Annotated in this window: 17 protein-coding genes and 2 pseudogenes; 8 read left to right on the top strand and 11 right to left on the bottom strand. The window is 62.1% G+C overall.

Annotated features, from left to right (window positions below; genetic code table 11):
- Window positions 1–119 precede the first annotated feature (119 nt).
- Entirely contained in the window at window positions 120–1,505 is a 1,386-nt protein-coding gene (locus L8F45_RS15240) for an aminotransferase-like domain-containing protein (RefSeq protein WP_342358729.1), read from the top strand.
- Between the two features lie 289 nt (window positions 1,506–1,794).
- Here the strand turns inward: L8F45_RS15240 and L8F45_RS15235 are convergent, their stop codons facing one another.
- Entirely contained in the window at window positions 1,795–2,076 is a 282-nt protein-coding gene (locus tag L8F45_RS15235; protein ID WP_342358728.1) for a hypothetical protein, read from the bottom strand.
- Between the two features lie 243 nt (window positions 2,077–2,319).
- Window positions 2,320–2,814 (bottom strand): hypothetical protein, encoded by a 495-nt coding sequence (locus tag L8F45_RS15230; RefSeq protein ID WP_425329925.1) that lies wholly within the window; start codon window positions 2,812–2,814, stop codon window positions 2,320–2,322.
- Between the two features lie 80 nt (window positions 2,815–2,894).
- Between L8F45_RS15230 and L8F45_RS15225 the strand changes: the two are divergent.
- Window positions 2,895–3,338 (top strand): annotated as a pseudogene (locus L8F45_RS15225) (ABC transporter ATP-binding protein); the annotation flags it as partial.
- Window positions 3,339–3,808: 470 nt separating this feature from the next.
- Complete coding sequence (locus L8F45_RS15220; RefSeq protein ID WP_342358727.1) at window positions 3,809–4,066, top strand: hypothetical protein; 258 nt, start codon at window positions 3,809–3,811, stop codon at window positions 4,064–4,066.
- 66 nt (window positions 4,067–4,132) lie between these two features.
- Here the strand turns inward: L8F45_RS15220 and L8F45_RS15215 are convergent, their stop codons facing one another.
- The 7 genes from L8F45_RS15215 to L8F45_RS15185 form a co-directional block, all read right to left on the bottom strand.
- Window positions 4,133–4,675: a flavin reductase family protein gene (locus L8F45_RS15215; protein WP_342358726.1), complete on the bottom strand. Its 543-nt coding sequence runs from the start codon at window positions 4,673–4,675 to the stop codon at window positions 4,133–4,135.
- Window positions 4,662–5,570: a DUF1932 domain-containing protein gene (locus L8F45_RS15210; protein WP_342358725.1), complete on the bottom strand. Its 909-nt coding sequence runs from the start codon at window positions 5,568–5,570 to the stop codon at window positions 4,662–4,664. The genes L8F45_RS15215 and L8F45_RS15210 overlap by 14 nt, the downstream gene beginning before the upstream one ends.
- Window positions 5,567–6,982: an LLM class flavin-dependent oxidoreductase gene (locus L8F45_RS15205; RefSeq protein ID WP_342358724.1), complete on the bottom strand. Its 1,416-nt coding sequence runs from the start codon at window positions 6,980–6,982 to the stop codon at window positions 5,567–5,569. The genes L8F45_RS15210 and L8F45_RS15205 overlap by 4 nt, the downstream gene beginning before the upstream one ends.
- A complete protein-coding gene (locus L8F45_RS15200) occupies window positions 6,942–7,748 on the bottom strand; it encodes an ABC transporter ATP-binding protein (protein WP_342358723.1) in 807 nt (268 codons plus the stop codon). Before L8F45_RS15200 ends, L8F45_RS15205 begins: the two co-directional genes overlap by 41 nt.
- 17 nt (window positions 7,749–7,765) lie before the next feature.
- A complete protein-coding gene (locus L8F45_RS15195) occupies window positions 7,766–8,590 on the bottom strand; it encodes an ABC transporter permease (RefSeq protein WP_342358722.1) in 825 nt (274 codons plus the stop codon).
- Between the two features lie 5 nt (window positions 8,591–8,595).
- Window positions 8,596–9,585, bottom strand: coding sequence for an ABC transporter substrate-binding protein (locus L8F45_RS15190; RefSeq protein WP_342358721.1), 990 nt, complete (start codon window positions 9,583–9,585; stop codon window positions 8,596–8,598).
- Window positions 9,586–9,654: 69 nt separating this feature from the next.
- Window positions 9,655–10,881 (bottom strand): MFS transporter, encoded by a 1,227-nt coding sequence (locus tag L8F45_RS15185; protein WP_342358720.1) that lies wholly within the window; start codon window positions 10,879–10,881, stop codon window positions 9,655–9,657.
- Window positions 10,882–11,002: 121 nt separating this feature from the next.
- On the opposite strand from L8F45_RS15185, the gene L8F45_RS15180 reads away from it, so the two are divergent.
- Both L8F45_RS15180 and L8F45_RS15175 read left to right on the top strand, forming a co-directional pair.
- Complete coding sequence (locus L8F45_RS15180) at window positions 11,003–12,004, top strand: LacI family DNA-binding transcriptional regulator (RefSeq protein WP_342358719.1); 1,002 nt, start codon at window positions 11,003–11,005, stop codon at window positions 12,002–12,004.
- 2,403 nt (window positions 12,005–14,407) lie between these two features.
- Window positions 14,408–14,866, top strand: a pseudogene (locus L8F45_RS15175) (ATP-binding cassette domain-containing protein); the annotation flags it as partial.
- Window positions 14,867–15,185: 319 nt separating this feature from the next.
- Here the strand turns inward: L8F45_RS15175 and L8F45_RS15170 are convergent.
- Complete coding sequence (locus L8F45_RS15170) at window positions 15,186–15,803, bottom strand: DUF938 domain-containing protein (protein ID WP_342358718.1); 618 nt, start codon at window positions 15,801–15,803, stop codon at window positions 15,186–15,188.
- Between the two features lie 279 nt (window positions 15,804–16,082).
- Window positions 16,083–19,022, bottom strand: a complete 2,940-nt coding sequence (locus L8F45_RS15165) for an FAD-dependent oxidoreductase (RefSeq protein ID WP_342358717.1) — start codon at window positions 19,020–19,022, stop codon at window positions 16,083–16,085.
- A 224-nt stretch (window positions 19,023–19,246) separates the two neighbouring features.
- On the opposite strand from L8F45_RS15165, the gene dapA reads away from it, so the two are divergent.
- The 3 genes from dapA to L8F45_RS15150 all read left to right on the top strand — a co-directional run bounded on the left by dapA (window position 19,247) and on the right by L8F45_RS15150 (window position 22,059).
- Complete coding sequence (gene dapA / locus L8F45_RS15160; RefSeq protein ID WP_342358716.1) at window positions 19,247–20,143, top strand: 4-hydroxy-tetrahydrodipicolinate synthase; 897 nt, start codon at window positions 19,247–19,249, stop codon at window positions 20,141–20,143.
- Complete coding sequence (locus tag L8F45_RS15155) at window positions 20,140–20,823, top strand: GntR family transcriptional regulator (RefSeq protein ID WP_342358715.1); 684 nt, start codon at window positions 20,140–20,142, stop codon at window positions 20,821–20,823. Before dapA ends, L8F45_RS15155 begins: the two co-directional genes overlap by 4 nt.
- Before the next feature lie 384 nt (window positions 20,824–21,207).
- Complete coding sequence (locus L8F45_RS15150) at window positions 21,208–22,059, top strand: ABC transporter substrate-binding protein (protein WP_342358714.1); 852 nt, start codon at window positions 21,208–21,210, stop codon at window positions 22,057–22,059.
- Window positions 22,060–22,196 lie beyond the last annotated feature (137 nt).

Here is a 22,196-nt window from a genome sequence, read left to right as displayed (position 1 = left end):
CTATTGGTCATATATCTGGCCGCTTGCCATCAAAATCGAAGCGGATAAGGCAAATTGTGTGGTTTTCGTCACCATGATAAGGTAGTCGACTACTTGGGTTGGCTGGGCGCGCGCAAAATATGCTCGATCATCTGGAACTGCCGGCGGGTGATGGGCCGGTCTACCAGCGGCTGGCTGATGCGATCGGCGATCGAATAGCGCGTGGCGAGCTTAGCGAAGGCGACCGGCTGCCGCCTCATCGCGAGATCGCCCGCGCGCTCGGCATCAATGTCACAACTGTCACGCGAGCTTTCGCGACGCTGCAGGAACGCGGTCTCGTCGAGGCGCGCCCCGGCCGCGGCACGCTGATCGCGCCGCGCGATGCGGAAGAACCGTCCTTCAAATCTGCGCCCAGCGACGAAGCCGGGTTGGTTGATCTTTCCGTCAATCGCCCCGCCACGACAGCCTATATCGAAGCTGCGACGACGCTGTTGCCGCGTCTTTCCAAAGATCGACGCTTTGCGAGCCTGCAGGATTACCACCCGCCGGAAGGGCCGCTCTGGGCGCGCACAGCCGTCGCCGCCTGGCTCGATGGCGTCGCCGGTGATGGCGATGCGAGCCGCGTCGTGCTGACCGATGGCGCGCAACATGGGCTCGCATGCGTGCTGCGCGCCGTGGCGCAGCGCGGCGATGTCATCCTTGCCGACGCGATTTCGTACCAGGGCATCAGCGCGCTTTGCCGTTCCCTCGGTCTTGATCTGCGCGGTCTGCCGATGGATCGCGACGGCATGCGGCCGGAAGCGTTCGAGGCTGCATGCGCGAACTGGCGGCCGCGCGCGGTGTTCCTCATTCCAAGCCTGCACAATCCAACGACGACGACCTTGAGCGAGGAACGTCGCCGCGCATTGGCGCAGATCGCGCGGGCGCACAATGTGCTCATCATCGAAGATGACGTTTATCGGCCGTTGCTCGAAAGCAGCCCGCCGTCATTCGCTGCGCTGGAGCCGGAGCTGACGATCCATGTGAGCTGCCTGTCGAAATGCATCGCTCCCGGCCTTCGCTACGGCTTCGTCGTCGCGCCGCGCGCCGTGCTCGGACATGTCGCGGCGGCTTTGCGTATCGATTGCTGGAGCATCAGTCCGCTGACTGCTCTCATCGCCACCAGCATGCTTGAAGATGGAGCGGCCGCCCGCATTGTCGAGATCCAGCGCGAGGAGCTGCGCCGGCGGCAGACCGTTCTTCGAGAAGCGCTTGCCGGTTTCGACGTTCAGACCAACGAGATCGCCACGCACGCATGGCTGCATCTGCCCGAACCTTGGCGCGCCGCGGCTTTCGCCCGCGCCTGCCGACAGCGTGGCGTGGGAGTCCTGCCGGCTGACGCCTTCGCAGTCGGGCGCGAAATTCTGACGCATGCGGTGCGCATCAATCTCGGCGCCGCGCCGACGCTTGCGGCGTTGCGACAGGCTTTATTCATCATCGCAGAGCTTTTGCGCTCCGGCGATATCGAAGTGTCCGGAGCCATTTGAATCGGGGCCACGGTGATCAAGACAGAAATTTGGGATTGCCGAAGCCGGAATCGTTGGACCTGGAGTCTAGGGTTGCGCGGCCTATGGGCGATCCCGGGACGGCGCCGATCGGGTTGCGCTGATAACGGCGGACGCAACACGCTAAGTCGGGATACGGTCGCCAAGCCCTGCATGAAAGTGGCCGCGCTTTGTGATGCTTTCTCTTCAGACCGACCTGATCCCGACCTCAATGTTGCCTGCGCGCGGCCTTTGAATAGCAGCGCGTCTGGTGCGCCTCATCGACGAGGGCTTACACCAATTCGCGCTCGACGCCCGGCAGGCTGACACTGAGGCGTGCGCTCAAAGCATAGCCGCCGTCGCCCAGGTGAAGATTCACTTCGCCGTCAATCACGACATCATCCGGCGGCGCGATCTTGCGCTTGCAGGCGGCGAGCAGAAATTCCTCAAGCTTGTCATTGCGGCTGCGTGCGCAATTTCGCAGACCTGACGGGCGCCACGGGGCGTGGCCCATCGGTTCGATTGGCGCTCCCATTGCGGTTGAACTGCGCAGCCGATCGCCGGTCTTCGCCACGCTGTACTGCAAATGTCGGGTTTGGAGAATAACTCTAAATGTCGGCATATGGCGCCCGACGGCCACTGCTCTTGACGGCGAGACCTACGCAGAATGCGCCGCGAGCACGGAGACGGCTAAAACAGGCGACGCTCGCGCCGTGGCTTTGAGCCGTTCAGTTCACGCCTCCCTGGCAACGTTGCAAGCGTTGCGCGATAAGTGCTCCTGTTGGCGGCAAGTTCTGCGCTGACGGGCAATCATCGACTACGCGCTCTTCACGCGCGCTGAGAACGCGCAGGCGCAGAGAGCCGCCACGGCGACCATCAACGGGGTGAATGAGAGCGTCAGGACGGCGCTCCACCCGAAGGACGACAGGAGGCCGCCGGAGAGGAGCGAGCCAACCGCCATCGTGCCGAAGACGACGAAGTCACTGAACGACTGCACGCGCGCCTTTTCTTCCGGCTGATGACATTCAAGGGCCATCGCGGAAGCTCCAACGAACCCGAAGCTCCAGCCTGCTCCAAGCAAGATCAGGGTCGCCCAGAAGCGCGCCACGTCGACGCCAAGAAAGCCGGCTGCGGAAGAAGCGGCGATGAGCGCCAGACCAATGGCGACCACACAAGACGCGCCCAAGCGCGTGATCAAACAACCCGTCCAGAAGCTCGGCCCGTACATCGCGATGATGCGCCATTGAAGACCGAGGTTCGCGGACTCCTGTGACAGACCGCAAATCTTCATCGCCAACGGCGCGGCGGCCATCAGGAAGCTCATCAGCAAGTACGAGACGACGCCGCAGACGACGGCCAGGACGAAACGTGGCTGACGTGCAATAATGCCAAGCGGGCGGCCGACGCCAGCGAATCTGCATCGCCCGCACGCTTGCGCCCCGGTTGATTGTGGCGGACGAGTCCGTTTCGGCGCTCGACGTCTCGGTGAAAGCGCAGATCATCAATCTGATGCTGGAGCTGCAGGCCAAAATGAAGCTCGCTTACCTCTTCATTTCGCATGACATGGCGGTTGTCGAGCGCATCAGCCATCGCGTAGCGGTGATGTGCCTTGGCGAGATTGTCGAGATTGGATCGCGGGCGGCCATGTTCGAGAATCCTCAGCATCCTTACACCAAACGCCTGCTTGTCGCGGCGCCGATTCCCGACCCGACTCGCCGGTCGGGCAGGCGCGCTCCTTTCGCGGATGAGATTAGAAGCCCCGTGCGCAGAGCAGACTATTGTCCGCCAAAACGTTTCTATCGTGAGCTGTCGCCCGGCCATCTGGTGCAGTGTTAAGCGCAAGCCGGAGCAGTGCAGATTAGTGCTGTTTAGGAGAAATGCACTCGTACGTTTCCTCAGACTGCACCTTTGTCGAGTGATAGTTGCAGTCGGCGGCGCACGGCGCGATTTCGTTTGGGTTGGATGTCCGCTCCTGGGATGCAACTCGAGAGTCCGCTTTTGGCGCCCATAGTTTGGTCAAACCCATATCGCTCCGCGCCGCAGAGATTGTTGCCGAGCGACCTTCTGCGATCAAACACTGGGATTCGAAAGTGATCCATCCTTCTGGCGCCATGCGGTAGCTGGCACACTGTTTGCTGTGGAAACCGCTCGGTAGAGCCGATTAGCTTTGTTGTGGCGCGACTAAGACGGGAAATTCTGCACAGTTTTTGCGCTGCGAGTTGCGCGTCCGCGCTCTCAAGTGACGGAGTCACGTCGAGGCGATCGCGTGATCGACGAAGTCAGCGGCGACGACTTGAGGGGCTCACATGAACCGCGTTCTCGTCTCCATCGCAGCAATGTTCATGTTCGCCATGCTCTTGGGAACGGCGCGGCCGAACCAGGACGAGCTCGCCACTTCTCCGGAAGTTCAAAACAGGGAAGCCGTATATGCTCCGCCTGAGGATCTGGCTTCAGCCTCACAGATCCTATCGGCGCTGGATTCGTCGAGCGTCTGCGCGGCTCCAGGCGCATCAAGGGCGCGCGAGAGCAGCGCCATCGATTACCTGAATTCCAACGCAGACTAAACATGTGGGGCGTCGTGGAGGCCGAGTCGCTGCAGAAAATAGAACTGAGTTCGCCATTTGAGCCGACTATCCGCCAAGATCGCGATAGCGGCCGCGATAGTAAATCAGGGGCGACTCATCGACCGAGGCGCGGAATTTCCGCACCTCGCCGAGAAAGATGATATGGTCGCCGCCGTCGTGCCGGGCGTATGGCGCACACTCGAAATGGGCGAGAGCGCCAGATATCAAAGGAGCGCCTTCGAGACCGCTCTCATAGTCGACGCCTTCCCACTTGCTCGATGTTGAGGAAGCGAACTGGTCGGAAAGCGCTTCCTGCCCACGATGCAGGACATTCGCAACGAAAGCTTGCGCGCGAACGAGGTGGTCGAGACTGCGCGCGCTGCGGGCGACGCTGAAGAGGATGAGGGGCGGGGCGAGCGACACCGCGTTGAATGAGTTCAGCGTTAGCCCGACCGGCCGTCCGTTTTCTTCACTGGCGGTGACGATGACCACTCCGGTGGCGAATCGCCCCATCGCCTGACGAAATGCGCGTGCGTCGTAAGGGTTTTGCTCGGCCGCTCGTTGAAGATCGCCTACAGGGCCCTGCGCTGCGAGCTCATGCGCCTGCACGACGAGTCTCCTCTGCCGCATAGGCGTCGAGCACGTCGTCCGCGGTATAACGTGGCGCCGTCGCAAATCGCTCCCGCAGGCCGAGCGCCGCGGAAGCGCGAAGGCGAGCGCACGTCGCCTCGGTCATCAGCGGCGCGACGCCAATTTCGCGCACGCTGGCGGCGACGCCGTCCATTTCGATCGCTCGCCGCTCGGCGTGCAGCGCGTCCGATCGGACGCACATATCGACGAAACTGCTGAAAGACGTCGCATCCATCGGTTCACAAATGCCGCGCAGAGCTTCTTGTCGCACGCCTGCGCGAGACGCTGCGGTCAATGCCTCGATTACCAGAGCTTCGATGCCCTTGGTGACAACGCTGCGCAGCATCTTGACGGTCGCAGCGTTTCCCGCTGCGCCGTCGGCGACCTCGATGGACAGCCCCATTGGCGAAAACATTTCGGCAAAGCGACGGGCGCCATCGCCCGAACAATAGAGTGTGACCCTGGCCCCGTAGATGCTGACGGACCCCATCAGGTTTGCGTCGACATAGCGCCCGCCATTGTACGCTACCGCGTCGGCGATAGCGCGCTTCTGCGCCGGCGTGCTGGCATTGATGTCGACCAGAATGGTGTTTGATTTCAGCTCTCGCGCAATCGCGCGACCCACGGGCTCCGCCGTCGCGACGACAACGGCCGAGAAAATAACCTCTGACTGTTGGGCAAGCTGCGTGATCGAATCGACGAGCCTCGCGCCGCAGCGTGCCGCCAGTTCGCGAAACGCGGGCTCATAGGGAGGATGGTTCGTTGGCCCGTCGCAGAATGCGATGATCTCTGCAGCGCCCACGTCCGACAGATGGCGCGCAAAGCATTGGGCCGCTTCGCCGAAACCGACGAAGCCGACAGTCGGCTTGTTCATGCCGCCCTCCCTGATCCGAGCGAACCCGGTTGCGGCGCGGCGCGCAGATTTTCGCGCAGCGTCGAACCTTCATAGGCGCGACGCATCAGGCCACGGCGCTGAAGGATCGGAACGACCGCGCGCGTGAACTGCTCCCACGTTCCAGGGGTCACGGTTGGCGTCAGAATGAAGCCATCGCACGCCTCGCTGGTGAACATCGCTTCGAGCTGATCGGCGACCTGCGCCGGCGTTCCAACGATCTGCGGCGCGAGTTCGCTTGTCGCATAGCGGCGTGCGGCCTCACCCAATGTCAGGCCGTGCGCGCGCGTGCCTTGTAAAATAACGTCGAACGAACCGCGAGAGCCTTCCTCCAGCGACAAATCAGAGACTGGCTGGCTGATCGGGAAGCGCGAGAGATCGACGCCGACATGAGACGACATCAGCGCCATGCCGAGCTCCGGATCGACGAGACTGTTCACATAGTCTTGCTTCTCGCGAGCGATCGATTCCGTCTCGCCAATAATCGGATCAACAGACGGCAGCACCGCGCAATCGTCGGGATCACGACCCAGCGCCGTCATGCGCGCGCGGGTCTCGCTACGGAATCGGCGCATGTCATCGGCCGTGTGCTGCAGCGTGAAGATCATCTCTGCCCAGCGCGCTGCAAAATCGCGGCCGGGGCCTGACGACCCGGCTTGCATGATGATTGGGCGGCCCTGCGGCATGCGCGGCGTCGTCAACGGTCCGCGGGTGCGCACGAAGCGCCCTTGATAGTTCGCATAGCGCAGCTTGCGCGGATCAGCGAAGACGCCGCTCTCTTTGTCGAGGATGATAGCGTCCGTTTCCCAGCTCTCCCAGAGCTTGACGCAGGACTCCAGGACTTCATCGGCGCGCGCGTAGCGCTCGTCGCGGCCCGGAATTGCGTCGAGACCGAAATTCCGCGCTTCGAGATGGCTCGCGGAGGTGACGACGTTCCATGCCGTCCGCCCGTTGCTAAGGATATCAAGCGTCGCGAGCGTGCGAGCGATCTGATAAGGATTGTGGAATGTCGTCGAAAGCGTCGCGCCGAGGCCGATATTGCGCGTCACGCGCGCCATCATGGCGATGATCGGAAGCGGATCAAGCAGACTCAAGGCGCCCCCCTTGCCAACCGTCACGTCGTAACTGCTGTTGTAATAGTCATAGAGGCCAAGCACGTCGGCGAAGAACAGGCAGTCGAAAAAGCCGCGCTCCAGAACGCGCGCGAGATGCTCGTACCACTCAGGTTCGAGAAACCCATTGTCGGTCTCAGGGTGGCGCCACATGCCGTGATGGTGGCTGGTTGGCCCAGCTTTCAGAAAGGCCACCAGTTTCATGTATCTTGTCGTCATGGCGTTCTCGATCCAATCGCGATCACGCGCCGATGGGCGCTGCGAGGCGAGAGGCGGCGACATGATGCATCACCTCCTCCTCGACGTGATTCCATATCTCCGTCTTCAACGCGGAGTATGGAGCTGAGGTCTGCACGCTGACGCCGCGCGGGCGCGGCAAAGCGTTCTCGACGATCGTCTTGATGCGTCCAGGCCTCGCCGACATGACGACGATGCGATGACCAAGGATCAACGCCTCGTCGAGATTATGCGTAATAAAGACAATCGTCTTGCCGCTGCGCTCCTGCAGCCGCAGCAACTCGCCCTGCATGACCTGCCGCGTCATCGCATCGAGCGCGGCGAAAGGCTCATCCATCAACAGGACCTCTGGGTCTGCGGCGAGGCATCGCGCGATCGTCACACGCTGCTGCATGCCGCCTGAGAGCTCCGCCGGATAGTGATCTGCGAAGCCGCTCAGTTGCACCATGTCGATGAAGCCGTCGGCCATCTCGCGTCGGGCGGCGCGGGCGACGCCGCGCATGCGCAGTGGAAACTCTATGTTTTGGCGTACGGTCTTCCATGGAAACAGCGCGTAGGACTGAAACACCATGCCGCAACGCGGCTCGATCCCCGCAATCGGCTCGCCGCGAAGCAGGACCCGCCCGCTGGTCGGCGCCGAGAATCCGGCGAAGAGGCTGAGCATCGTCGATTTGCCGCAACCTGACGCGCCGAGGATGCACAGCAGTTCGCCTTCCTCGATCTCCAGCGACAGATTGCGCACCGCGACGAGGTCGGCTTCATTTACGGGATAGGATTTGGTGACATGTTCTGCGATCAGAATTGCAGACATCGACGTTGCTCTCGCATTCAGTGGCGGCGATGGCGGTCCCAGGGCTGCAGCAGCCGCTCGACCTGATTTGCGAGCGCGTCCGCCGCAAGCACGGTCAGCGAAATCGACGTCATGCCGACCAACACCAGCGTCATGTCGCCCCAATCCTTCGCCTCCCAGATCAGCGCGCCGAGACCGTTGCGCGCCGCCACCATCTCAGCCGACAGCACACAGGACCATGCGATGGCGAGCGTGACCTTGAGCCCGGCCAGGATGCCTGGCAGCGCGCCGGGAAAGATCACTTCGCGCATGACCACGACGTCAGACGCGCCAAGATTGCGCGCGGCTCGCGCGAGAATGGGATCGACGCGGCGCGTCGCTTCGTAGGTCGCGAGCAGGATGTAGATCCACGAACCGAGAAACACGATCAGCACCTTCTGCTGCTCGCCAATTCCGAGCCACAGGATCGTCAGCGGAATCCAGGTGATCGATGGCAGCGGCCGCAGCAGCGAGATGAATGGCGCCAGCGCCGCGCGTAAGATGTCGTTCACCGCCATCGCGACGCCGAGCGGAATCGCAACGACGGCCGCCAGAAAAAATCCCGCAAATACTCGGGCGGATGAGGATAGAATGGCGATCCACAGATCGCCTGACGCGATCAGTTTCGCCGCTGCTTTCGCTATGGCGAGCGGCGACGGCAGGAATAGCGGCGATATCCATCCGAAACCGGAAGCGGCCGCCCAGAGCGAAAGGAAAGCCGACACCGACGCCGCGCCAATCAATACTCTGGACGTTGGCCGCGCGATCGCCAGACGACGGGCGGCCTTCACTGGTAGCGCGGCCTGCGATGATATGCTGGACATGCCGATCAGCGCGTCGCAGGAACGAAGCTGACGTCGAGCCATTTGTCAGCGTCGGGCCGCGCCGGAATCTTGCCGGCCTCGTGCAGCATGTCGGCGAGATACTGAATCTGCGCCGCATGTTTCTTGATGTGATCCTGCCAGCCGGCGCTGCCGAAATATTTGAATTCCTTGATCGCGGTGAGAATTTGCTCCGGCGTCTGCTTGAAGTATCCCGCAACCACAGCGGCCGCTTCTTCGGGCTTCTCGATCGTAAAGTCCGCCCCTTTGAGCACCGCGGCGGCGATGCCTTTCGCCTGCCCGGGCTGCGTCTGCGCGAGCTTGCGTGAGATGATGACAATATCTCCCGCCGCCATGGTGCCGAAGCGTCGGAAAATCTCGGTGTCGCGGTCGGTGCCGAGAAGCTTTCCATCCGGAACCGCCTGCTGCAGGCGGGCAAGCAGAGGCTGCCAGACGCAGGCGGCTTCGATATCGCCGTGGCTCAACGCCGCCGCCATTTCGGTCGGCGGCAGGCTGCGATAGTCCGTGTCCTTCAAGGTCATTCCGGAGTCGGCCAGGATGCCGGTTAAGGTGATTTCGGCCGATGCGTTCGCAGCGACCGGCCTCCCTTTCAGATCTTTCGCCGAGGCGATTCCAGGCCGGGCCCAGCAGCCTTCCTGGCCTGGCGAGTCGTCGACATTGGCGAAGAATGAGAAGCTGTCATTGCCGCGCGCCATTTCACTGATGACGGCGACACGGCCGAGATTGCTGAAGGCGACGCTGCCCGCGGCGATAGCGCGGATGCGGTCGGCCGAATTGACGATGACCTGAACGCGCACGTCGAGGCCCTGCTCTTTGAAGAATCCCTTCTCGATCGCGACCAGAATGGGAACCTGTCCGATCCATGTGACCGAACCGGCGAAGTCCAGTCGCGGCAGGGTCTGCGCCGCGGCCACGGCTGGAACAGCGAGAAGGGCTGATGCGAGAGCGATGCTTTTGAGACGGTCGCGGAGGGTCACTGCGAGATCCTTTCGCTGCGGCGCAATAATCTAAGCAGCACAAAGCGAGATGTGCAATGAACCGGTTCATCATTTTTTGCACAAATTTTGGCGCGCCGCCATCTGCTTTTCGAGCAACATGACCAGGGCAGGCGCGATCCAGCACAAAAGGATGCTGAGCGCGGCAAGCCATTCAATGCCGGTGAGACGTCCGTCGCCTTGCTCGGAAAGAATCAGCGTAGAGCATCCGGCGCCCGCCGCTTGGAAGAGGCTCGTGCAGGCGGCGGCGAGGCATTGGTAGGCGACGCGATCGCCCGGCCGGGCGATGCGAACGGCGCTCGCCTGCGCGACCGTGCTGCGGGCAAGCTGTGCGGCGAGTACAAGGCCAAGCAGAGGCGGCGTCAGCGCGCGCGGAATCGGAGCAACGAAGGCCAGGAGTAAAAGCAGGGTCAACGTCGCGCCGACGCCGATCGACGCCGGGAGCGCGCCCACCCTGTCCATTACCCAGCCGACGCTGCGCGTGCTGTATAAAGCAAGCCCGCCGCCGATGAGATAGGCCATCATCAGACCCGCCTCGCCAACATGAGCGTTCTTGAGGGCGAAGGTCGCGATATGAGGGGAAATCAGGAGCGTGGCGAAGGACGCGCCGGCGATGAGTGCTAGTCCTGTCAGGCTCTCCGGTCGCGCCAGAACTCGATAAAGGTCATGGAAAGCCGCGCCATAAGCCCGTAACTCGAAATCACTGCTTCGCGGCAGAATGATCGCCGCCGGCGCCATGAGTGTGAAGGCGAGTCCGGCAAGCGCGATCAGAGAACCTCGCCACCCTTCTTCCAGCGCGACGAAAGCGATTGTCGCCGGCAATCCCAGCAAAAGCGCGAGGCCGTAGGAGCCCACGATCACGCTCGCGGCCCGGGCCCTGCGATCGGCCGGCACGGCCTCGGCCGCCATGGAGAAGACGATGGCGAGCAATGGGCCAGCGAAAAGCCCGCCGATCAGCCGAGCAGCCAACAACCAGGCGAAGGTTGGAGCCACGGCGGCTAACAAGGTGGCGGCGCCGAAACCGCCAAGTAGGGCGAGGATCGCCCGGCGACGATCAAGCCGCCCCAGAAAAAGGGATCCGATGAAGCCGCCAGCTCCTGCGGCGCCCGCAAAGCACATGCTGGCGAGCGCGACGTCCGCAAGGGGGACGCCGAGATCGGCGGCGAGGAACGGCGCCAGCGGAAAGACAATCACGGCTCCGAACGCGTTGGCGAAGGCGATGGCGCCGAGAAGCGGGATTGTTGCAACTTCCCGCCGGCGTTCGATTGAAACGGACATGAAACTCCATCACCCTTGCCGTATTTGGTAGTGACGGATATGAACCGGTTCATCTGGAGGGCGTCAAGATTGCCCCCTCCGAGGTTACCGAAGGGGCTCAAGAGCAATGCAAGAAAGCGGCGTGAAAATCCGTGATGTCGCCCGCGCCGCCGGCGTTGCGGTGGGGACGGTTTCACGGGTTCTCAATCAGAATCCGACTGTCGCCGAGCCAATTCGCCGCAAGGTGCAGGCGGCGATCGAAGCCTTGGGCTACGAGCGCGACCTCATCGCCCAGAGCATGCGCGGCGGAGCGACCAAGCTCGTTGCTTGCGCGATCCGCGATTTCGACATCCCGAGGTTCGGCGCCTACATCAAGGAGGCCGAGCGCGTCCTGCGCGACAACGGCTATACGCTGCTGCTGTCGAGCACCACCAACAGCCCGGTTGTCGAACTCGAACTGCTCCGCGCTTTCTCGCGACGGCGCGTCGACGGCGTGATGATGACGATCAGCGACGAGCAGCATCCAAGCGTAGCGGCGGCCGTCGCGGCAAGCTCCATGCCGATTCTTCTCATCGACCGCGACCATATCGCATCGTTGGATCGGGTGATCGTCGATCATCGCAGCGGAGCTTTGCTCGCAGTCCGCCATCTCATCGATCTGGGTCATCGGCGCATCGCGATGCTGGTTGGCGACACCAAGGCCTATCCCTCGCGCAGCCGCGTTGAAGGCTATCACGAGGCCTTCGCTCGAATGAGCCTTCGCCCTGAGCCGGAGTTGCTGCGCGATCACGTCTTGACGCAGGAGGACGCGTTTCGCGAAACCATGTTCCTGCTGGATTCACCCGATCCTCCAACCGCGATTTTCGTCGCCGCAATGGACATGCTCGGCGGAAGCTTGCGCGCCATCCGAACGCTCGGGCGCGACGTGGGGAAAGATGTGTCGCTCGTTGCGGGCAGCGACTCCGATCTCGCGGAGCTCTATACGCCGCCCATTACAGCAATCCGGTGGGATCTGGCCGAAATGGGGCGCCATGCTGCGACGATGCTGCTGGAACGGATGCGCGGCTTGACGCCGCCCTCCGCGAGACAGGTCAGACTGCCATGCACGCTTGTCATCCGCGCATCGGCGAATCCAACCGGATAGATGTTTGGCCGCGACATTTTACCCGGTTGAAGCCGAGTTGTATCGCTCTTTCATCCAGAGTTCGTAGACCTATTCGTGAACTGCAGAGCGTTTGAGCCGTTGGTCGAAATTACAGTCAGCGATGAAGTCGGTGAGCTGTGTGCGACGCTGCTCGGGTTTCAGCGATACAGGTCTCGACTTCATTGTCCTTGATCGCCACTGAACTCGGGTATCAGAGGCCTCGGCACTGCTGGATTTATCTTAGATGCTCCAAATGGAAGGCGCCGTCTGCGTCCTCGAAATAGACATCGCCGCCGCTGTGGCGATGTTCTGGGTTTAGCGTTCGGGCAGTTGGTAAGACATCCGTATTAATGCGTCGCCGCGGCTCTCGGCGACACCCGCACATTTCGGATGTCATCCCTGCAGCCGTCACGAACGTCCGCTCACGAGATGCGCTGGGAAGGGCAGCTATTGGCGCGGCCGGAATTTATTTTACAGTGCAGATGATGAACGCCAGTGGAGCTCGGATCTGGCGGCAATCTCAGCGCGGGTGGGAACTCAAGAAAAATAGGGAAGCGCTATTCGCGAATTTTGAGGTCCCGCCCATTGCAGGGATAGGTATCGATACGCGCGCGACCAATCTTGATAGCTTGTGATCTCCAGGAGCGCATCAATTGGTCATTCGCCGTTGGGGGCGAGTTCGCTTTCGATGCGATGATCTTGCTGAGCGTTCCGCGTCTTGTTTGGGAGCGGAGATGGAGCCTTAAAGGCGCACCGCATTTAATTGGCGCAATGAAGATCGCAGCAACTCGCCGATATGATTGGATCGACGATCGCTTGTTATACTCAGCAGAGCGCACATTGATCCAGCGGCTGAAGCTGACGACCTTTAGCCGACACATCCGATTTCACAAATTCCGACGTGAATCTTCACATGTGGAGATTGCTTGTCGACATTGTCGACACGGGGGGATTTCCGCGAATTATTTCGAGGTCCTCTTTGGCAATGTATTGCAGAGGTCGCGTCGCTGTGCATCTTTGACGCAACGTGATTTGCGGCGAAGATTGCATATCCGTGCTCGAAACCAATCAGGTTGCTTCTAATGCGCGGCAGATCGCACTTGCTTCGAGAACATGACCGCAACGACGAGCCGTAAATGGCGATGCGCGTATTTCGGCGCATGCCTGAACGCCTCGAAAGCGCGCCGATGCATGCTGCAGACAACTAGGAGATTCCCATTGCCGTGGGTTCGCGTTGTCTCTGATGCCCTTTATCGAGGACATCAATCGAGCAGATGACTCGTTGAATGTTTCGGATCCAACAAAGGCAGTCCATGATGACCGGGAGCGCACTGAGATTCTTTTGTTTGTTAGCAGTGTACGTTGTCGCGTTCGCTATCCTCGGGAACCCCGGGGTTGGGGCGCTTACCTTGGGCATCACATTTACGATTATTTTTTTTGTCGTCGCGTGGATAGCAAAGCCGTTTGCCGCAGCATCTTAGCTAATCGGATTCATTCTTACGAACATAGCGCTGGTAGCGATTGCAGCGCTTTTTGTTTTCGGCGGCGCTTATGCAGGAAAAGTTACGGCATTTTCATCTGGCCGGCCACGGTTCATTGATGGAGACCCGACATCGTTAGCTTGGCTTCATTTCACGATATATGTACTGGGCGCTGTCGTCTTGAATGCACTTGGCCTTCTGCTGGCGCAAGGAATCACAGCAGTTTTGAAGCTGTTGCGGCGTTATCAAAGCTGATCTGAAGACAACATAAGAGCGAGACTCATGAGCAATTTGACCTCGACCTTCACAATCCTTGACGGTCAAGAGCTTGGCCTTTGGGGGCCCCATGTTTACACGGCCGAAACGCGAGTTGGGCGACTCTCAGATGGCGCCACCGCAGACTCTGTGTTTCAAGCGCTGCGGCCCTACGCGGCGCCGACCTTTTGGCCGAGCGACAGATCCGACGGAGACTGGTCCTTCGCGGTCCCTGTAGGACCCGTCACGCATACAGTGGATCCAGAAGGTCTCACGATTATCAATACGACCTTGCTTGGGCGCGTTCTTTATCCAGGTACAGTATTCCGAGAAGTTGTTCAGCGAGGCGATGAAATATGGATCGTAACCAAGGGATACGGAACCGGGAAACTTCCGGGTGCTAACGCGACAATAGCGCCTGCTGTGTTCGAATTTTTCGATGCTCTTGCCGCATTCAAAGCTCGTGGCTTTGCTTCCGTATTTGGCGAAATTCTCGATACGGCTTACGCCGGAATTATCTCTCCGCTAGTCCAAAGGCTAAGAGATCCCCTGATACTTGATCTCGACGGCGACGGTGTCGAACTTTCCGCGTTGGGAGTTTCTGGGAACGCCGGTGCTTCGGCGGTGCATTTTGACTATGATGGCGATGGATTCTCAGAGCGAACAGCCCATCGTCCAGAATGTCCGCTTCGACATGCAGGCGGGGCAAGGGCTCGGCATCATCGGCCCCAGCGCGTCGGGCAAGTCGACATTGGCGCGGGGCGTGGTCGGCGTCTGGCCGCTGCTGAAGGGGCAGGTCCGTCTCGATGGAGCGGCGCTCGATCAATGGAGCGCCGCGGCGCGGGGAAACCACGTCGGCTATCTCCCGCAGGATATCGAGTTGATCGAGGGCACGGTCGCCGAGAATATCGCGCGCTTCGATGAACAGGCAGACTCTGCGGCGATCATCGCCGCAGCCAAGGCGGCCAATGTCCACGAGATGATCCTGAGGCTGTCGGACGGCTACCAGACGCGCATCGGAGAATCCGGGACAGCCCTGTCGACGGGACAGCGTCAGCGCGTGGCCTTGGCCCGCGCGCTCTATGGCGATCCTTTCCTCGTGGCGCTGGACGAGCCCAACTCCGCGCGGCGTGTCAGATACGCGACTCCTGCAGCGTCAAGCGCACGGCGTCGTGGATGTGTCGGGAACCAAGGTCGTCTACCAGTCACAGCAAGGCTTCAAAGGCGCGGATCAGTTCGTCTATCAACGTGACTCAATGGATAGAGGCGGCATTGTGCGCCCCGCGACGGTGAGAGTGAATGTCGTCGTCCGTTAATCGCCGAGACGAGCTATCAATCCGACCGATACGCGATTGGTTCAAAGAGCAGCGGTCTCGGTTGTGGCCGCACTGCTATGCCCGGCTTGGGAGAGCGAATCCGAAGCGCAGCTTTGACGCGTTACGCCGTCAGGCCTTACGAAAGACGAGAGACAGATTATTCGCGGGCATCGCGATCCGCTTTGCGAGCGTGAGATTACGGCTCGAAGCAAGGGCCGTCACGTCGTCCAGATTGCGGATTCCCCACTCAGCATTACGCCGGCGCAGGCTTTCATCAAAATCGAGATTGCTCTGGGCGGTGGGGACGTCGGGTTCGAAATAGGGGCCATAGAGGAACAGCACCGAGCCTGGCTTTAGGACACGGGTTGCGCCCTCCAAGAGCCCTTCGGTCGCAGACCAAGGCGCGATGTGAATCATGTTGATGCTGATGACAGCGTCCGCTCTGTCGATGGGCCAAGTATCGGGAGCGGAGGCGTCAAGGCGCACCGCGTTCCGCAGATTCGGCAGCTTTGCGGATTCTCTCCATGCTTCAATGCTGGCGAGCGCGTCTCTATCAGCGTCCGTCGGGAGCCACTCGAGATGAGGAAGGGCTGCGGCGTTGAACACGGCGTGTTCTCCCGAGCCCGCGGCAATCTCGAGTACGAGTCCTGACCGGGGCAGATACGGCGCAAGCGCGCGCAGGATCGGTTCCCGGTTGCGCGCGACCGAGGGCGAATATTTTGCCGCGGACGATATGGGAGCCGGCATCCGCTCATATAGCTTGCTGCAGTAATGTGACGCAATTGTCGCCTTATCATGCAGCCGACGCGCCTCCTTCCCTCGGGAGCGACTCGTTTGATTATCTAGCTGGAGCTACAATAGATCGTTCGCGCAGAGCGATGCGTTGGGAACGGCGGCTTATGGCGCGGCTAAGCCATCTCGACCGGGTGATCCGAAACGCTTTAATCGCGGGATGGTGATCGACTCATGCGTTCGGCGCATCACCGCTCGCGCCGACGGATCGCAACTTCCAGCAGCCCGCCAATGTTAACGTCGCAAATCTGGAAGCTCGGATGCGCCCTGGAAACGATCAAGCGTGAAGGGTGCGATATCGAAATCCGATCGGCCGCGCGTTGCGAGGTCAGCCGTCATGCGCGCGACAAGTGGCGCCAACGTGTATCCATTTGATGTGACGCAATTGAAGAAGCCGGGAACGCCAGGCATCTCGCCAAGAATCGGCGCGCCGTCGATATTGATATTCATGCCGGCCCAGATGCGCACGATGTGAAGATGCGCTGCGGCGGGAAGCACGCGCGCCGCCACCCAGGCGTTGCCTTCCACGGCCCAGCGCAGCGGCCGGCTGGCGCCGGTCGCGACGTCGAGATCAGCCGACCAGCCGCCGCCGATCAGCAGGCTGCCGATCGAGGTTTGCTTGAGACTGAGATGGCGATCGGCGTGAGCGATCAGCCTGCTCACCATCGGCGCCGTCGGTTCTGTCGCGATCATTTGCAGCGGCGCGCCCCACACAGGGATCGGCTTCGCCACCATCGCGCTGATGCGCGGCGTCCAGGCGCCGGCGCAATTGATGATGCGCTTCGCGCGAATGACGCCGGCGCCGGTTGTGACCGTGAATGCGCCATCGCCGTCGCGTTCGATGGCGAGCACGGGCGCATCGGGCTCGAACGCCGCGCCGGCGGCTTTGGCTTGCGCGACAACCGCGAAGCTCGCCGTCAGCGGATTGATCTTGCCTTCCGCCGGACAGTACGCCGCACCGATCAACGTATCGGACAGCAGCGGTTCGAGCGCGCGCAGCTCGTTCGATTGAATGACATGCGTCTCCACGCCATAGCGCGATTCAAGCGCCGCCTTCTGCGCAAGAAACGCCATGTCCCTTTCGGTTTCCGCAACCATGAGGCCGCCGGTGACGCGGATTTCAAGATTCTCTCCTGACTGGCGTTCAATCTCGCGCCAGAGCGCGATCGACGGTGACCCAAGCCGCAATGTCTCGGCGGCGGGAAGACCGTCGGCCTGCGCCTTCGCGCCGAAATCGAAAGACAACAATTGAACATGCAGCGAGCCTGCATTTGCGGTCGAGGCTTCCTGACCGATTGATTTGCGATCGACGACAAGAACCTGTTCGCCGCGCTGCGCCAGTTCGCGCGCGACACAGGCGCCGACCACGCCGCCGCCGATCACGAGATAGTCGGTGGCGCGCGTCTCCCAGCGCGGCCGATCATGATGAGGATGCGGAAATGTCTCGGGCGGCGTCGATTGCCGATGCCCGCCCCACTCCGGCTTCTCCGCCGCAAGCGCGGCGAGCGGCGTGGGTTTCGCCGGCGGGCGGGGCGCGAAAAAGGCGAGCGGCTGAGGCGGCGCGCCGCCAGCGTCTTCAACGAGCCGCGACAGGGCGCTGGCGCAGTTTCGCCCCTGGCATCTTCCCATGCCGATACGGGTCAGGCGCTTTGCGGTTCCCGCGTCAGCGCCGTGGGATCGAAGCGCCGCGCGCACTGTTCCGGCGCTGAGATTTTCGCATCGGCAGATGATCGTCGCATCATCGATCGCGCTGCTGCTGAACGTTGGCGCGGCGAAGAGCGTCCAGAGCGCGTTCTGGAATCGCAAAGCGCGATCGAGATTGCGTTTCGCGCGCTGCGTCACGCCAATATCGGGTTCGCGACCGGTCAGATCGCGCAGGATCGCCTGCGCCGCAAGGATCGCGCGTTGCTTCGCCACGACGGAGCCGCCGACGTCGGCGCCGTCGCCGACGGCGAACACGCTGTCGATACTGGTGCGGCCGTTCTCATCCGTCGCCGTGGCGAGATAACCGACATGGCGATCGACATATTCGTGCCGGCATCCCAATTGTCGCGCCAGTTCGGTCGAGGGAATGAAACCAGAATTGAGCGCGACCGCCTCGACCTCGAAATGCTTGTCGCCGGCGGGAGTCTCCACGATTACTTTGCGCGCGCGATCGTCTCCTTCGACAGATGCAACACGCGAAGACCAGAGAACGGGAACCCCATGGCGACGCAATTCCAGCAGATAGCCCGCGCCTTTCGCGAGCAGTTGCGGCGACGCAAGCATCGCTTCGGCGGCGGAGCGCCACGATGAGAGTGACGGCGCGCGTGATTCCTCGATGATTGCCGCCACTTCAACGCCCGCGCGCGACAGTTCGACCGCGAGCTGGAAATTCAAGGGTCCATTGCCGGCGATGACGACGCGCCGCGCGGGAAAAACACGATAGGCGCGCGCCAGCGTCTGAGCTGCGCCCGTAGTCATCACGCCGGGCAGGGTCCAGCCGGGAATTGGCATGGGCCGTTCATAGGCGCCCGGCGCGAGCAGCAGACGTTTCGCGCGCACGATCTTCTGGCGGCCCTCATGCAGCACGCCGAGATCGTCGGGCGCAAACGCCGCCCAGACGGTCGCGCCGCTCCAGATCATCGCGCCCGCCTTCTCCGCTTCGCGACGGGCGATAGCGCTTTCGCGGAACTGGGCGTCGAGCGGTTCGCCGATCTCGCGATGGGAGGCGGCGACAGGTTTCAGATACTGGCCGCCAAGGTCCGACCGTTCGTCGATCAGCAGCGTCGCAAGGCCGGCTTCGCCGAGCGCGGCCGCCGCGGCGAGCCCGGCCGGACCCCCGCCGACGATGACGACATCGCAAGCGATCTCCTCCGCCGGACGCTGCTCGGCGAGCGCGCGGGCCTCGGCCGGCGAGGGCGCCTGGCTCAGGACCTCCATGCCTGCGGCGATGCGGGTCATGCAGGCGCGCTGGCTCATTCGCCCGTCGACGGTCACGATGCATTCGAAACAGGCGCCCATGCCGCACCAGAGGCCGCGCGCAGTCCCGTCCGCCCTCCGGTTGAGCGCGACATCGCCTGCGGCGCTGAGCGCGGCCGCAATGGTCTCTCCCTCCAGCCCGCTGACCGGCCGGCCGTCGAACGTGAAGGTCACGGCCGCGGCCGGCGTCAGGCGGGGATGAGCCAGTCGCATGGAGACAATGGCATCCATAAGATATACACAACGCATGCAGATACAGGATGCGTCGCAAGGTGGCCATGGCCGCCAGCGCGGCGCCAGAGCGGGATGCGAAAAAGTGGGAACCGGTTTTTCGCGCCAATCCCGCTCTAAGTTTTTGGAATCGATCACGTTCATGACTTTGGATTGATTCAATCCAAAGTCATCGTGATCTAAAACCGCCGGGGAGCTCCGCAGCGATGGCCAAATTCCGGGGAACCTACACCGTTCTGGTGACCCCCTTCACCGCTGACGGGACGCGGATCGATACGGCCGCCCTGCGTCGTCTCGTCGACTACCAGATCGAGGGCGGCGTCCATGGCCTCGTGCCCTTGGGATCGACCGGCGAGTTCCTCTCGATGACGCGGGAGGAGCGGGCGGAGGTGATCTCGACCGTCATCGACCAGACCCGGCGGCGAGTTCCCGTGCTCATCGGAACCGGCGCGGAATGGACGCCTGATGCGGTCGCCCTGTCGAAGGAGGCGGAGGCGATGGGCGCGGATGGCGTGATGATCATCCCACCCTTCTACTCCGTCCCCACGGATGAGGAGCTCTACGTCCATTACAAGGCGATCGCCGACGCCATCAGCCTTCCGATCATGATCTACAACAACCCGGCGACGGCCAATGTGGACATGCTGCCGCCCGTGGTGGCGAAGCTCAGCGAAATTCCGAACGTGCTCTACATCAAGGAATCGACGCTCGACGTGACGCGCGTGCGCGACATCGTGCGCCTGTGCGGAGACCGCATGACCGTGTTCGCCGGCGTGCTCGGATATGAATCATTCTTTCTTGGCGCGGAAGGCTGGGTGGCCGTCTGCTCCAACGTCGCGCCGCGATTTTCCGCGCAGCTCTTCGAGGCGGCGGCGGACCGCAACAATCCGGCCGAGGCGCGCGCCATCCACGAAAAGCTGGTCGATCTTCTCTGGTGGGTCGGCGGGCCGCGCTATGTCTCAGGAACCAAGGCGGCTCTGGAAATGATCGGGCTTTCGGTCGGACCGCCGCGCGCGCCGCGATTGCCGCTTCCGCAGCAGATGCGCGGCGATCTGCAGGCGGTATTGCAGCGGCTCGATCTTTCGTTACCAAAAGCCGCATGACAGAACAGTCCGCGCGCCAGACCGATTCCGCTTCGCTCGACGAGGGTGCGGTCGCGCCTGCGAATCTTTCGGCGCTCGCCTACGCAAAACTGTCCGAACTGATCAGGCGGCACAGGCTCAAGGGCGGCGACGTCGTTCTCGAAGCGAAGATCGCGGCATCGCTGAATATTTCGCGCACGCCCCTGCGCGAGGCGCTGCAGCGCCTCGAAGGCGAAGGCCTCGTCGCCAAGAATGGTGCGCGCTCCTACAGCGTGCGCAGCGTCGACCTCGCCGAATATCTCCACAGCCTGAAGGTGCGCGAGATCATCGAGGCGGAGGCCGCGGCGCTGGCTGTCGGCCGCATTCCGCCGGCGCGCATGAGCGCGGTGAGAGGAGAGATCGAGGCGCTTAATCGCGCGGCCTCCTACACCCGCGACGCGCACTGGGATTCGGACGCCAATGTCCATAATCTCTTCGTCGACGCCTGCGGCAATCCGGTGATGGCGCAGATGATCCACGCTCTGCGCGCCACGACTCATCTCTTCGAAGTGGCGCGGCTGCAGGACAGGCTCGTGCCCGACAATACCGAGCATATGGCGATCCTTGACGCGCTCGACGCCGGCGACGCCAAGGGCGCGCGCAAGGCCGTTCAGGCCCATATCCGCAGCCTGCATCGGTTTGCGCTGACGCAGGTGAGTTAAGTTGCGCTGGCGCCGCTCGGTCCGCGCGCCAGCCGACAGACTAGGAAAATAGTCATTGACAGCGTGACGCTCCCGGGCTATGGTCGGGGCACGCTCGACAAGTGTGAGCGTAAGCCCGCTCCAGCCGCGCCCGACCCCGCTCCGCACCCCTCCGACAGGACGTGAAGCCTTGGCGCAGGCTTTCCGGGAGCGGACGCAGACCCTGAGTATCCCCGTTCCCACTGTTCTTCAGAACCCCGGCGCTGCTTTTCAAGCGTCCAACCCTTGTCCGTTGGCGTATCATTTGCATACGCTGCGTATGCGCAATTGCCCGCAGGGGCGGCGCTCACAGCAGCAGGAGCAGCGGCGATGGCGAGCGGCAAGGCAATTCCGGGGAGCATTGCGATGGCGTCTTTCGATCGCCGAAAAATCCTGGCCGGCGCGGCGGCCGCCGGCGCGACCGCGATCCTGCCGGCGCGCCATGCGCGCGCTCAGGCGAAGATCGCTCCTCCGAACATCATCAAGCCTTCGACCCTGGTGATGTCGATCAACCCGACGCTGCCGCCGCTGCAATTCGTCAACGAGAAGGGCGAGCTGCAGGGCATGCGCGTCGAGCTCGGCAATATGGTCGCAAAGGCGCTTGGCCTGACGCCGGAATATATCCGCATCGAATTCGCGGCGATGGTTCCCGGTCTCGCCGCGAAGCGCTGGGACATGATCAACACCGGCATCTTCTGGACCGAAGAGCGCTCGAAACTGATGTACATGGTTCCCTATGAGCGCGCCGCCATCAGCTTCCTCGTCGCGAAGGGCAATCCGCTTGGCGTCTCCAAGTGGGAAGATCTCGCGGGCCGCGCCGTCTCGGTCGAACTCGGCGGCATCGAGGAGCGCCGCACGCGCGAAGTCGATCAGATGCTGAAGGACAAGGGACTGAAGGGCCTTGATGTCAGGACCTTCAACAATTTCGCCGAAGCGTTCCAGGCCCTGCGCGCCGGCCAGACGCAGGCGGCGACGTCGATCGATGCGACGGCGATGTATTGGCAGGGTCGCGGCGATTTCACCCGCGCGGTCGCTGGCCTGTTCCCGCAGACGGCGTGCTTCGCTTTCGCCAACAAGACGCTCGCAGACGCAGCTGTGGCCGCGCTGAACGATCTCAAGAAGAGCGGCGCCTATGACAAATTGTTCGACGATTATGGCGTGCTGAAAATCGAGGAAGCCGAATTCTCGATCAAGGGACCGGGACCCAGCCCCTCCTGACGCCGAAGATCAATTAAAAAAGTGCGGCGGACGGGCGCAGCCTGGAGCATGGCGCGAAAAAGTGGGGCACCGGTTTTTCCGCGACGAACGCTAGCGTTCGCGCCGCAAGAGCCATGCTCTAACTTTTTGGAATCGAT

It is taken from the genome of Terrirubrum flagellatum (genome assembly GCF_022059845.1).
Classification (GTDB): Bacteria; Pseudomonadota; Alphaproteobacteria; order Rhizobiales; family Beijerinckiaceae; genus Terrirubrum; species Terrirubrum flagellatum.
Note: the sequence above shows the minus strand (reverse complement) of the source record. Positions and strands in the feature narration are given on the sequence as shown.